Source organism: Planosporangium thailandense, from assembly GCF_011947195.1.
Lineage (GTDB): Bacteria > Actinomycetota > Actinomycetes > Mycobacteriales > Micromonosporaceae > Planosporangium > Planosporangium thailandense.
Genome location: NZ_JAATVY010000004.1, coordinates 133,421 through 146,324, shown reverse-complemented (window position 1 = coordinate 146,324; position 12,904 = coordinate 133,421). Strand labels below are relative to the sequence as shown.

11 protein-coding genes are annotated in these 12,904 nt (G+C 73.2%); 3 read left to right on the top strand and 8 right to left on the bottom strand.

The features are described 5' to 3' along the window. Window positions 1–14: 14 nt before the first annotated feature. From HC031_RS08335 to HC031_RS08320, 4 genes are all read right to left on the bottom strand, one after another. Entirely contained in the window at window positions 15–1,109 is a 1,095-nt protein-coding gene (locus HC031_RS08335; protein WP_167924626.1) for an FHA domain-containing protein, read from the bottom strand. Window positions 1,110–1,159: 50 nt separating this feature from the next. Further along, window positions 1,160–1,966, bottom strand: coding sequence for a pyrroline-5-carboxylate reductase (gene proC / locus HC031_RS08330; protein WP_167924625.1), 807 nt, complete (start codon window positions 1,964–1,966; stop codon window positions 1,160–1,162). Between the two features lie 104 nt (window positions 1,967–2,070). Further along, window positions 2,071–3,096 carry a 6-phosphofructokinase gene (locus tag HC031_RS08325; protein WP_167924624.1) on the bottom strand — a complete coding sequence of 342 codons (1,026 nt, stop codon included), beginning with the start codon at window positions 3,094–3,096 and terminating at the stop codon, window positions 2,071–2,073. Window positions 3,097–3,319: 223 nt separating this feature from the next. After that, the gene (locus HC031_RS08320; RefSeq protein ID WP_167924623.1) at window positions 3,320–3,829 is read right to left on the bottom strand and encodes a polyadenylate-specific 3'-exoribonuclease AS; all 510 of its coding nucleotides are present in this window, start codon (window positions 3,827–3,829) and stop codon (window positions 3,320–3,322) included. Between the two features lie 224 nt (window positions 3,830–4,053). On the opposite strand from HC031_RS08320, the gene HC031_RS08315 reads away from it, so the two are divergent. Beyond that, window positions 4,054–4,746: a cyclic nucleotide-binding domain-containing protein gene (locus HC031_RS08315; RefSeq protein ID WP_167924622.1), complete on the top strand. Its 693-nt coding sequence runs from the start codon at window positions 4,054–4,056 to the stop codon at window positions 4,744–4,746. Between the two features lie 83 nt (window positions 4,747–4,829). Here the strand turns inward: HC031_RS08315 and HC031_RS08310 are convergent, their stop codons facing one another. After that, window positions 4,830–5,108, bottom strand: a complete 279-nt coding sequence (locus HC031_RS08310) for a hypothetical protein (protein WP_167924621.1) — start codon at window positions 5,106–5,108, stop codon at window positions 4,830–4,832. A 179-nt stretch (window positions 5,109–5,287) separates the two neighbouring features. Between HC031_RS08310 and HC031_RS08305 the strand changes: the two genes are divergently transcribed. Further along, window positions 5,288–8,818, top strand: coding sequence for an AAA family ATPase (locus HC031_RS08305; protein WP_167924865.1), 3,531 nt, complete (start codon window positions 5,288–5,290; stop codon window positions 8,816–8,818). Between the two features lie 19 nt (window positions 8,819–8,837). Here HC031_RS08305 and HC031_RS08300 read toward each other — a convergent pair whose 3' ends face one another. Then, window positions 8,838–9,572 carry a 1-acyl-sn-glycerol-3-phosphate acyltransferase gene (locus HC031_RS08300; protein ID WP_167924620.1) on the bottom strand — a complete coding sequence of 245 codons (735 nt, stop codon included), beginning with the start codon at window positions 9,570–9,572 and terminating at the stop codon, window positions 8,838–8,840. Between the two features lie 212 nt (window positions 9,573–9,784). On the opposite strand from HC031_RS08300, the gene HC031_RS08295 reads away from it, so the two are divergent. After that, window positions 9,785–10,669: a DUF308 domain-containing protein gene (locus HC031_RS08295; protein ID WP_167924619.1), complete on the top strand. Its 885-nt coding sequence runs from the start codon at window positions 9,785–9,787 to the stop codon at window positions 10,667–10,669. 1 nt (window position 10,670) lies between these two features. On the opposite strand, the gene HC031_RS08290 is transcribed toward HC031_RS08295, so the two are convergent. Together HC031_RS08290 and HC031_RS08285 are read right to left on the bottom strand one after the other, a co-directional pair. Next, window positions 10,671–11,477, bottom strand: a complete 807-nt coding sequence (locus tag HC031_RS08290) for an alpha/beta hydrolase (RefSeq protein ID WP_167924618.1) — start codon at window positions 11,475–11,477, stop codon at window positions 10,671–10,673. Then, entirely contained in the window at window positions 11,474–12,862 is a 1,389-nt protein-coding gene (locus HC031_RS08285; protein ID WP_338090542.1) for a flavin-containing monooxygenase, read from the bottom strand. Before HC031_RS08285 ends, HC031_RS08290 begins: the two co-directional genes overlap by 4 nt. Window positions 12,863–12,904: the final 42 nt, after the last annotated feature.

The following is a 12,904-nucleotide window of genomic DNA, read 5'->3' as shown; positions in this document are numbered from 1 at the left end:
CGGCGCCGGGACCGTCAGGGCCGGGGAAACCGCATCGCCATCGTCGGCGCGTCACCCATCACCGAGCGCTGCCGGGCGGCACCCTCCGGGGCGCTCTGACGGTCGGCCCGGCACAGCTCGACGCCCTCGAACAGCTGGACGACGTCCCAATCGCCGAGCGGGTGCGGGCGGTCGTAGGGCAGCCCGGTCGGTCGCGCCGCCCCCCGGGGTCCGGAGCGCTCCAGGATCACCGTGCCGTTGGTGCTGAGGTCGGTCACCAGCAGCTCGTCGCCGCGCAGCTCAAGGCGCAGGTGGTTGCGGCTGACCCGGAGCACCGCCTCCTCGCCCAGGTGCGGCCCGAGCACCACCCGTTCCCGGTCGTCGGGCGCCCGGCCGACCGCCACCGGCCGGCCCTCGGTCACCGTGAACCGCTCGCACACCGCGCCCTCGACCCGGGCGACCATGGGTACGGCGAGCGGCTGCGGCCCCTCGTCGACCAGTCGCTCACCGTGGCGCGGGCAGCACGGCACCCCGCGTACGAACTGCGGCGGCGGCTGGGCGCCCTCCCGGACCGCGCCGCCGGAGAACGGACCGGCGGTGGCACCGAAGCTGGCGCAGTCGGACACCGGGCACTCCCAGCGCCGGCCGAGCGCGGCGGAGCGCTTCGGGGTGGCGCCGAGCCCGCCGTCGAGCGTGGCGCCGCCCGCCGCGGCCTTGGGGGCGAACCGCACACCGGCGTACCCGGGAAGCTGCTCGCGGCTGAGCAACGGCTGGCCGAGCAGCGTGGCGACCTCCCCGGCCCGCCCCAACGCCGACGCCTCGGCCGGCACCACCTCGACGAGCCCGTCGTCGGACCAGCGGCGGATGACCATCCGCTCGTTGGCGGTGAGATCGGTGTCCGACAGCAGGCCGCGCGAGGCCACCGGGTAGACCGCCAGGCCGTCGTCGCCCGTCTGCCAGGTCAGCGCGTCGACGACCAGCCCCACCCGGATCAGCTGCGCCGGCCGGCCGCCGTCGAGGTCGGCGAGCCGGGCGACTTCGCCGATATCGATGACGGCACCGGTACGCAGCGGGTCCGTACTCAGTCGGCGCTCGATCGCGTCCAGCGCCCGCGTCATTTCGAATCGCACCCGACGTAGGCTACCGGCTCGTCAATCCGCCGCAATGACGGCGAACGGGCTCAGCCGGTCTGGTCGGCGATCTCCCGGGCCCGGTCGCGGGCGGCCTCGAGCGCCGCGAGCAGCGCCGCGCGTACCCGATGGTCCTCCAGCTCCCGGATCGCGCTGATGGTGGTCCCCGCCGGGGACGTGACCGCCTCGCGCAGCTTGACCGGGTGCTCCCCGGAGTCGCGGAGCATGATCGCGGAGCCGATCGCGGTCTGCACGATCAGGTCGTGGGCCACCTGCCGGGGCAGGCCGAGCAGGATCCCGGCATCGGTCATCGCCTCGACCAGGTAGTAGAAGTAGGCGGGGCCGGACCCGGACAGCGCCGTGACGGCGTCCTGCTGCGACTCGGGCACCCGGATCGTGCGACCGAGCGGCCGGAACATCTCCTCGGCCAGGCTCAGGTGGTCGCCGGTGGCGTGCGCACCGGCGGAGATCGCCGTCATCGCCTCGTCGACGAGGGCCGGGGTATTGGTCATGACCCGTACGACCGGGGTGCCCGCGGGCAGCCACTTCGCGAAGAACGACGTGGGCAGACCGGCGCAGAGGCTCACGACGAGCTTGTCGGCCGGGATCCGCGGCCCGAGGTCGGCCATCAGCACCTCGGCGTCCTGCGGCTTGACGGCGACCGCCAGGACGTCGGCCCGGGCGATGGCCGTGTCGTTGTCGACGATCTCGACGCCGTAGCGCTCCTTCAGCTCGGCCCCCCGCTCCGGGCGGCGCGTCGTGGCGAGCAGCCGGTCGGCCGGCCAGCCGGCGCGCAGCAGGCCCGACAGGAGCACCTCGCCGATCTTGCCCGTGCCGATCACCGCGATCGTGTGCATACCAGTTCCTTCCCCCCGACGATCGTCGCGCCGGACGCTCGGAGCGCCCGGCGCGACGGTCGCGCACGTGTTGCGGTCGAGGACGACCCCGACCCCCCATACTGTCAGCCGAAGAAGACCTCGGCCTCGCTGTACCGCTCGATCGGCACCGTCTTCAGCTCGCGGGTCGCCTCGGCCAGCGGCACCCGCACGATGTCGGTGCCGCGCAGCGCCACCATCTTGCCGAAGTCGCCGTCGTGCGCGGCGTCGATGGCCTGCAGCCCGAACCGGGTCGCGAGCACCCGGTCGAACGCGGTCGGCGTGCCGCCGCGCTGGATGTGCCCGAGGACGACGGTCCGGGCCTCCTTGCCGGTGCGCTTCTCGATCTGCTCGGCGAGCCACTGGCCGATGCCGCCGAGGCGGACGTGGCCGAACGCGTCGAGCTCCTGGTTCTGCAGCACCATCTGGCCCTCGACCGGGGTCGCGCCCTCGGCGACGACGACGATCGGGGCGTACTGCGTCTCGAACCGCTTGTCGACGTACTCCGCGACCTGCTCGATGTCGAAGTGCCGCTCCGGCAGCAGGATCACGTTGGCGCCGCCGGCCATTCCGGAGTGCAGGGCGATCCAGCCGGCGTGCCGGCCCATCACCTCGACGACGAGGGTCCGGTGGTGGCTCTCGGCCGTCGTGTGCAGCCGGTCGATCGCCTCCATCGCGATGTTGACCGCGGTGTCGAAGCCGAACGTGTAGTCGGTGGCGCCGAGGTCGTTGTCGATCGTCTTCGGTACGCCGACGACGTTGACGCCCAGGTCGGCCAGCTTCGCCGCGACGCCCAGGGTGTCCTCGCCGCCGATGGCGATGAGCGCGTCGACGCCCTGGTCGGCCAGGTTGGCCTTGATCCGCTCGACACCGCCGTCGATCTTGAATGGATTGGTACGCGAGGAGCCGAGGATCGTCCCGCCGCGCGGCAGGATCCCGCGCACCTCGGGGATGCCGAGTGGGCGGGTGAGCCCCTCGAGCGGGCCGCGCCAGCCGTCGCGGAACCCTACGAACTCGTGACCGTACGTGGAGATGCCCTTGCGGACAACGGCGCGGATGACCGCGTTGAGGCCGGGGCAGTCACCGCCGCCGGTGAGCACGCCGATACGCATAACCTGGCCGTCCTTCCATGTGTTCGTGCGTAAACGACAAGCGAGCCCTCGGGCGGAGACCGGACGCACCTGAGGGGTCCGGCCCCGCGATCGGCACCGTTGCCGGCCCGGGGCGGGCCGCAACCGGCACTGTAGTCGCCGTCCGGCCTCCGGTCGCATCAACCCCTTCGCGGTTGTCGATATGTTTTCCCTGTTCAACCCCTACCATTCAGTAACGTTACGGCTACCTCCCGCCGCGGCCGAGTGGCCCCATCGCCCGCCACCGGGCGAGGTTGTGCCGGGCGTCGACCAGGGCGTCGTGGCGGTCGGCCATGGTGGGCAGCGACGGACGGCCGTGGTCGTCCCAGAGCTGCCGGAGGTCCTTGGTGAAGCGCGGGATCTCGCGGGGCAGCGCCGTCATCGGCCCCCACAGTTGGGCGAGCGCGACGTGGTCGTACGAGGCGTACCACGCCCACAGCTCGATCTCGTCGGCCGCTCCGGCCTCCAGCGGCTCGACGAGGAAGCTGTACAGGTCGTCCCGGATGCGTTCGCGGGACCGCCACGCCCGGTCGGCCGGCGACGGCAGCCTGTCGAGCACGTTCCGGCGCACCCAGGGGATCGCCCTGGCGTCGTCGAACTCGGTCGACACGGCGTAGAACTCCCGGCCGCGTTCATCGACCACGCCGATCGACACGAGGTCGATCAGTCGGCCGTCCTCGATGAACTCACAGTCGTAGAAGTAGCGGTAAGGCATCGCAGACCATCCTCCACCGCGGCGCCGATCACCGATGCGCCGACCCGTCGCCCAATTGTGCAATTGACCGTGACGGCCGCCCCGCCCCCCTCGATCATCCTCCTGCGAGCGGCTAGCCTCGGACGTTCCAAAGAATCGGACAGCCGACCCCAGGGTGTACACAGGGCGGCCCGCAGGCCATGATCTGGGTAGCTGTTCGGATGGTTACCGGGAGGGGTTGGACCGTGGAGGTTCGGCTGCCGGATCCCGGCGATGCGTTGACCGGTGTGGAGATGTTCGCGGCGCTCGAGCCCGAGGTGCGCCAGCGCGTCATCGCGGCCGCTGTGCCGCGGACCTATCGCAAGGGTCAACTGCTGTTCGTCGAGAACGATCCTGGCGAGTCGGTCATCGTGCTCAGGCGCGGCGCGGTGATGGTGTTCCGCACCGCACCGACGGGCGAACGCGCCGTGCTGTCGGTCATCCGACCACCGGACGTGCTGGGCGAAGTGTCGCTGTTGGACGGTTCGCCCCGGTCGGCGTCGGCGGAGGCCATCGAGGACAGCCAGGCCCTGGCGCTGTCCCGTGGCGCGTTCCTGGAGCTGGTGCACGCCAACCCGCGCATCCTCGACGCGGTGATGCGCTCCCTCGGCGGGTTGATCCGCCGACTGACCGAACAGAACACCGACCACGTCTTCCTCGACCTGCCCGGCCGGGTGGCCAAGACGCTCGTCCGCCTGGCCGGCGACACGCAGGCGCCGATGGTCACCATCGAGCTCAACCAGAGCCAGCTGGCGGAGATGGCCGGCGGTTCCCGACAGAGCGTCAATCAGGCGATCGGGTCCTTCGCCGGCCGTGGCTGGCTGCGCACCGAGGGTCGGCGGATCGTGGTGACCGACCTCGGCGCCCTGCGGCGCCGCGCCGGCATGGCCGACCGCTGACGCCCGTTCAGGGGCATCACGGGGCGTCCGCGGCCGTGGCCTCCGTCGTGCGCGCGCAGGCCACGGCCGCGGACGCGGTCGGGTCAGGCCTCGATCCCGGTCTCCCCCGCCCACTGCGGCTTCACACCGGTCTCGCCCGCCCACTGCGGCTTCACACCGGTCTCGCCCGCCCACTGCGGCTTCACACCGGTCTCGCCCGCCCACGCGGTCAGCACCGGCGTCTCCCTGGTATCGGACGCCTCGACGACCCCGTCGGCCTCGAGCTGCGCCAACGTGACCGCGTCGACGTCGACCATGTCCCCGGCGTCGTGCTCGAGGCCTTCGTCGTCCGTCCAGTCCCGAGCCAGTCGTACGTAAACCATCGACAACCCCCACACGAATTCTGATCAGATCGGTCGAACTCTAGACCCGGCGGGCCCACGCGAGCTGTCTTGTTCCGTACACCGGCCGTTCGGCGGCCGAACGCCCGATTGGTTGTCACAGGGGCGTGTGACGATACTCGAGCGTCAGGCCGAAGGAGAGGCATCGTCGAAGGAGCGGCATTATCGCCACCTCGTGCTCTCGCTGTGGACGCCCAGCCGCCGCTGAAGACCGGTTCTGCGGCGGCTGCGGCACGGAGCTGACTCTCGCCTGCCCCGCGTGCGGCCGGGCGCTCGCCTCCGACGTCGCCTTCTGCACCGGCTGCGGCGCCCGGCTCGGCCACCTCACACCCACCGCGACCAGCGAGGACCGCCGGCGCATCAGCGTGCTGTTCATCGACCTGATCGACTTCACCCCGTACGTGGAGCAGTCCGACCCGGAGCTGGTCCGCGAGATGCAGCAGGGCTTCTTCACCACCGCCCGGCGGATCATCGGCCAGTACGGCGGCGTGGTCGAGAAGTACATCGGCGACGCGGTCATGGCGCTGTTCGGCGCGCCGGTGGCGACCGAGACCGACGCGGTGCGCTGCGTGCGCGCCGGCCTGGAGCTACAGCGCGCCCTGACCCGGTACGCCCCGGACGGCGCCGCCGACTCCCGCACCGGCCGCCCCGGCGACACGTTCGTCGGACGGTTCCGGGTGGGCATCGCGACCGGCGAGGCGCTCGTCGACGTCGCGGCCGCCCGCGACGGCGGCCAGGCGATCGTCGCCGGCGACGTCGTCACCACCGCCTCCCGGCTGCAGTCGGTCGCGCCGCCGGGCGGGGTGGTCGTCGACGAGGCCACGTACGCCGCGACCAAGTCGGCCATCCGGTACTCCGAACAGGCCCCGGTGACGCTGCGCGGCCGGTCGTCGCTCACCCAGGTCTGGCTCGCGGTCGCCCCGCTGCACCGCACCCACCCCGACCGGGAAGCCGACGGCGCACCGCTGGTCAACCGTACGCACGAGCTCGGGCTGCTGGTCAACGGCCTGCACCGGGCGGTGCTGGACCGGATACCGCAGCTGGTGAGCGTGCTCGGGCGCGCCGGCATCGGCAAGAGCCGGCTGGTGCGGGAGCTGTACCAGCACAGCGAACAGCTCCTCGATGCCAGCGTGGCCTGGCGGACCGGCCGCTGCCCGCCGTTCGGCGAGAACGTCACGTACGCGGCGCTGGCCGACATCGTCAAGGCCGAGGCCGGCATCCTCGACACCGACCGCGCCGACGTCGCGCGTGAACGCCTCGACGCCGCCCTGCGCGACCTCGTCGGCGCCGCCGAGATGGCCCGCCTGTCCGACGCGCTCGGGCCCCTCGTGGGCCTGCGGGGATCCGCGCTCACCGGGGAGGAGGCCGAGTCGGCCTGGCGGCGGTTCGTGGTCGCGCTCGCGTCCCGGCGGCCGACCGTGCTGGTCTTCGAAGACCTGCACTGGGCCGACGAGAAGATGCTGCGCTTCGTCGAACTGCTCGGCGCGACGGTCCGCGACGTGCCGCTGATGCTGCTGTGCACCGCCCGTCCCGAACTGGTCGAGCGCAACCCCGGCTGGGCCGGCACGATCGCCGGCTCGCTGACGATCGCGCTGCCGCCGCTGCGCCGGCCCGAGATCGCCACGATGTACGCGCACCTGCTGGGCCGGGCGGCGTTCCCGCCCGAGCTGTTCGATCCCCTCGTCGAGCTGGCCGACGGCAACCCGCTGTACGCCCACGAGTACACCCGGATGCTCATCGAGCAGGGCCGGCTGCGCCCGGCCGAACTGCTCGGCGCGCCGGACGGGCTGCCGATGCCCGACAGCGTGCACGCCGTCATCGCCAACCGCGTCGACCTGTTGGACGCCGCCGACCGCAACGTGCTCCAGGCGGCGGCCGTGGTCGGTATGCAGTTCTGGCCGGGCGCCGTCGCCGCCGCGCTGGGCCAGCCGGCCGACGTGGTCGACCGCACGCTGCGCCGGCTGGAGCAGCGCGACCTCATCCACGAGCAGCCCAGCTCCACGATGGCGGGCCAGCCCGAGTACCGGTTCGGCCACGTCCTGGTGCGCGACGTCTGCTACCAGCGGCTGCCCCGTACCGAGCGGATGGCCCGCCACGCCCGGACCGCCGACTGGCTCGACCGGGTGGCCGGCGACCGCTCCACCGACCTCGCCGAGGTGCTCGCGCACCACCGGTACACCGCGCACGAGATCGCCCGTACCCTCGGCCTCGACGCCCAGCGGTACGCCCCGGCCGCGCGCGACGCGCTGCGCCGGGCGGCCCGGCGGGCGTACGCGCTCCAGGCGCACGAGACGGCGGCCGGTCACGCCGCGCGGGCGCTCGCGCTGTTCGACGTGGCCTCGGGCGACGCGGCGCAGGCCCGGGAACGGCTGGGCGTCGAACTGCTCGCCGCCGAGATCTCGTTCTACGCCGACCGCGACGCCTTCCTCAGCGACGGCGGCGAAGAGCGGCTCCGGACGCTGGCCCGGTCGCTGCTCGCCGGCGGCGACCGGGCGCACGCCGCCCGCGCCTGGACCCTCCTGGGGCAGGCGGCCTGGCTACGCGCCGATCGGCTCGCCGCGCTGTCGTGCCTGCGCCACGCGGTCGACCTGTTCGACGGTCTGCCGGACACGCCGGAGAAGGCGGACGCGTTCGCCGAGCTGGGCCGGCTGCACATGCTCAACCACGAGCGCGACCCGGCGGTGGCGGCCGCCGGCCGGGCTGCCGACATCGCCGAACGGCTCGGTCTCGTGGAGGTCGCGGCGAGCGCCCGGGTGACCGTGGGGACCGCCCGCTACAAGGCCGGTGACCGGGGCGGCCTGGCCGAGCTGCGGTCGGTCACCCAGCTGTGCCGCGACCGCCACCTGCTGGCGCTGCGCCGGGCCATTCAGAACCTGTCGTTCGCGCTGCGCGAGGAGGGCGACATCGCCGGCTCGCTGGAGCTGCTGGAAGAGGTCCGCCTGGGCATGCCGGGCGGGCACAACCTGGCGACCGGGTACTCGTACGAGGCGATGTGCGCCCACGTCGACGGCGAGTGGGAGAAGATGCTCGCCGCCGAGTCCGACCTGGCCACCAGTGGCGGGGAGTGGGACCTCCAGGTGCGCGGGCTGTGCGCGGAGGTACGCCTCATGCGCGACGACGACGCCGGCTGCGCCGATCCGGACGAGATCGAGGAGCTGCTGGCCGCCGGCCGCCGCAGCGGCTTCTACCGCCTGGAGTGGACCGCGCTGGCACACGTCGCGCTCTGCCGGGTCCTGCAGGGGCGCGCCGACGAGGCCACGGCGCTGCTGTCGGAGCTGGTCGACTCGTGGCGGACCGTCCGCGCGCTCGCCAGCGGGGAGTGGATCGACGCGGCGTCGCACGCGGCGGCGATCTCCGGGCGGGCGGCCTGCGCGCGGCTACGGGAGCTGCTGGACGAGGTGCCGCACCGCACCCTGTGGGTGGACGCCGCGACCCGTACCGTCACCGGTGGCCTCGCCGCCGCCGACGGCGACCACGCCCGGGCGGCCGAGCTCCACCTGGCGGCCGCGGACCTGTACGCGGAGATGCGGCACGCGACGAACCGGGCCCTGTCACTCGCGGCGGCCGCCCGGTCGCTGGGCCGGCTCGGCTCCGACGACCGGAGCGCGCCGGTCTGCCGCGAGGTGGAGGCGTTCGCCGACCGCAACCAGGCTCCCGGCCTGCTGCGCCTGGCCGGGATGGCCGCCCCATAGGCAGGCCGGGCCGGTCGGCTCAGGCGGCCACCGCGGCCGGCTTGTCCGGCGTGTCGGCCTGCTCGGACCTGGCGGCCTTCGCCTGGGCCGACTTCACCTTCTGGGCGTACACGTCCACGTACTCGCGGCCGGACAGCTCCATCAGCTCGTACATGATTTCGTCGGTCACGGCCCGCTCGATGAACCGATCGCCGGCCATCCCGGCGTAGCGGGAGAAGTCCATGGGCGGGCCGAACCGGATCCGCACCCGCTTGATCCGCGGAATGATCTTGCCCGGCGGCTGCACCTTGTCGGAGTTGAGCATCACCACCGGGATGACCGGCGCGCCGCTCTCCAACGCCAGCCGCGCCACGCCTGTCTTGCCCCGGTAGAGCCGGCCGTCGGGGGAACGGGTGCCCTCGGGGTAGATGCCGAACAGGTTGCCCTCGCGCAGCACCCGCAGGCCGGTGTCGATGGCGGCCTGCGCGGCCCGGCCACCGGACCGGTCGACCGGGATCGTCCCGGTGCCGACGAAGAACATCTTCGTCAGCCAGCCCTTCAGGCCACGGCCGGTGAAGTACTCCTGTTTGGCCACGAACGTGACGCGCCGCTTCACCATGAGCGGCATGAAAATCGAATCCGAGAAGGACAGGTGGTTGCTCGCGATGATCGCCGGCCCCACGTCAGGCACGTACTCGCGACCCTCGACCTTGGGCCGGAATATCAACCGCAGCCAGGGCCCGAGGATGACGTACTTGAGCACCGAGTAGAGCACACGCGTCCTTCCAGATGCACCGGTTGCCTGCCCACCGACGCATGACGACCCCGCCGGCCGTATCCGTCTGGTTTGCTGTTGAGCCTACGAACCCTGCACCTCACACCACAACGCACTCCCCGAACAGAGGGGAACCGTGTCAGGATTTCGGTCAGCGGACACGCGCGGCGTACCGGTCGCCGTAGCGGGGCCCGCGAGGGAGGGCAGAGCCGGTGCCAGCAGGTGGCTTCCGGCGCGGAAGGCGCGACAACGGGCTCAGCGCGGCCGAGTACGCCGCGGTGGGCGACGTCGATCCGCGCGTGGGCGAGCATCTGCTCGACGTGCTCGCCGGTGAAGGCATCGCCGCCTATCTGCTGCCCGCCACGGATCTGCACCCCGTCACCCGGACGACGACCCTCCCCGCCCGCCCGACCGACCGTCTTTATGCAGATCGTGAGCACTTGGGCACAGCGCGCGAATACCTCGCACGGCTGCGAGCCGAGGAAAATGCGGACACCGCCGTACCGTCGGCCGGCGTTACCGACCCGTCGACCGGTGCGACCGCCACGGTGAGCCGGGACGACAGCGTCGACATCGACGCCGCGTGGGCGAGCATCGTCGCCGCGTACGAGACGACGGTCGACGACCCGACGCCGCCGTGGCCCGAGGCGGAGAACATCTCCGCGCGCGACCTCGACGACACCGATCCGGACCTGGGCGACCGGCTCGCCGCCGACGCCGGTGAGCTGGTGACCCGCGACGGCGCCGCCGACAGCGGCGACCCGGCCCGCAACCGCCCGGCGGGCAGTTCGCCGGACGAGCCGACGCTGCTCGATGCGCTCGACCGGTTCGGCGCGGACCTGCCCGACGACGACGAGGGCTACACCCCACCGCCGCCCCCGCCGGTGCCCCGGCCACCCGCGCAGGTCGTGCTCGCGCTGGTCGGGATCGTGGGCGGTCTGCTGCTGTTCTTCAAACCCGAACTGCTGCCCATCGATGCCGACGTCGCCCAACTTCTCGGCTTCGGCGCGCTGCTTGGCGGCGTCATCACGCTGATCTGGCGGCTGCGCCCCGGCGACGAGGAAGACGACGACAGCGACGACGGCGCGGTCGTCTGACCTACTGACCCGGCTTGTCCAGCCAGTCCAGGATCGCGTCGATCGGCTCCTGCCAGCGGGCGTCGAGCATCAGGTCGTGCCCCATGCCGGGAAACAGCAGCGGCGCGCCGCCGTACCGGTGGGCCACGGCCGCGAGCGCCCGGCCCGCGATGCGGTCGTCGGGGCTGCCGACCACGAGCACCGGCGGGTTGCCGACCGGCTCCTCCGGGGCGCGGTGCGCGACCAGCTGCCACTGCGCGCGCCCCGAGGCCCCACCCCGCCGTCGGGCCGCGTAGCGCCGGGCGTCGGCCGCCGGTACCTCCCGGCTCAACAGCAGTCCGCGCCGCAGCCGCAGCGGACGCCCGAAGAGCGCGGGGACCGTGCCGAGCGGAGCGCGCCCGAGCGCCGAGAACGCCGCGCCCACCCCTCCGAACACGGGAGCGACCAGCACCGCCGCCCGGGCCGGATACCGGGCCAGGGCCATCGCCACGACCAGCGCCGAGGCGCCGTGCCCGACGAGGACGGCCTGCCGGGGCAGGCTCGCCGCCACCTGGGTGACATCGTGCACGTACGCCCGCAGCGTCGCCTTCGCCGCCGGTCCGCTCTCGCCGTGCCCGCGCAGGCTCATCGCGTACGCCGGGAAGCCCCGCTCGGCCGTACGCTCGAGCCAGTGCTCGGCGAAGACCCACGCGCCCTGGCCGAAGCCGGCGACGAACAGCACCGGCGGGGCGTCGGCCGCGCCGGTCGGGGTCGCGGACAGCACCTCCCGGCGTACCGGCGCCGGCGGGAACGCCCACTCCCGCTGCCGCACGAGCCTGATTCCCGTCATCGGGCGGCCCCCAGCTCCTCCAGCGAGCGCTGGAGCGCCCGCAGGTAGACGACGTGGTCGACGTCGAGCCGGCGCCCGCCGGACGCGGCGCGGCGGTTGCGGGTGTACGGACGCTCCGACCCGCGCCTGCGCCGCGCCCAGAGCGCCGCCGCCCGCTGCGGGTCGCTCCCCCACAGCCGCAGCCAGCGCGCGATCGTCACGGTCTGCCAGTGCACGATCGGGAACAGGCCGCCGGCGGGCTGGACGAGGCCGGCGACGGCGAGCGTCGGATGGGTTCGGGAGAACAGCTGCAGCCGCAGCCGGGGACACCCGTCGGAGTCGATCCCCAACAGCTCCGGGTCGGTGAACTCGAACACCGGCCGGTACCCGGTGGCCAGGACCACCAGGTCCGGTTCGGCCGTGGCGCCGTCGGTGAACTCCACCCCGTCGCCGGTGAACCGGGCCACCTCCCGCACCGCCGTCACCGAGCCCTGCCCGAGGTGGTCGACGAGCTGGCCACCGGTGACCGGGCGCCGGTCGTACAGCTTGTGGTCGGGTCTGGGCAGGCCGAGCCGGGTGACGTCACCGACGGTCACGGCGAGCAGCCGGGCGAACAGCCAGCGGCGCAGCCACAGCGGCAGCCGCAGCCACCGCAGCGCCTCGCCGGCCTGGTCGGTGGGGCGGCCCAGCGCGTACCTCGGGAGGTACCAGTAACCGCGGCGGGTCGAGTGCCAGCAGCGCGCCGCCTGCTGCGCGGCCTCCACCGCGATGTCGCAGCCGGTGTCGCCGCCGCCGACGACGAGCACCCGGCGTCCGCGCAGCTGCGCCGCGTCAGAGTAGGCGCTCGCGTGCAGCACCTGTCCCCGGAACTCCTCCAGGCCCGGGATCGACGGCCACCGGGGCGACCAGTTGTGGCCGGCCGCGACCACGACGGCGGCGTACCGGAGGGTGCGTGGCTCGCCTCCCCGGGACCCGCGGATCGTGACGTCCCAGCGCCTCCCGTCGCCGACCGGCTCGACGCGGGCCACCTCGGTGCCGAACCAGATGTGCTCACGCAGCCCGAAATGGTCGGCGTAGCGCTCCAGGTACGTCAGCAGCTGAGAGTGGTGCGGGTAGTCCGGCCAGTCGTCCGGCATCGGGAAGTCGGGGAACTGGGTCAACGGCTTCGACGTGACCAGATGGGTGCTCGCGTACACCGGGCTGCGGTCGTGCCGCCAGTTCCACGCGCCGCCGACGCCGGTCTCGCGCTCGTAGCAGTCGACGCTGAACCCGGCCTCGCGCAGGTTCTTGATCGCGTTGAGCCCGCTGCCGCCCGCGCCGATCACGCAGACGGCTTCACCCCGGTCGTAGACCTCGCGGCTGTCGTGCGGTGCTCGGGCCGCCGGGGCCGCGCATTCATCGGTCACAATGCCTCCTGGCGCATCCTCCCGGCTGGGCGAGCCGGTTGT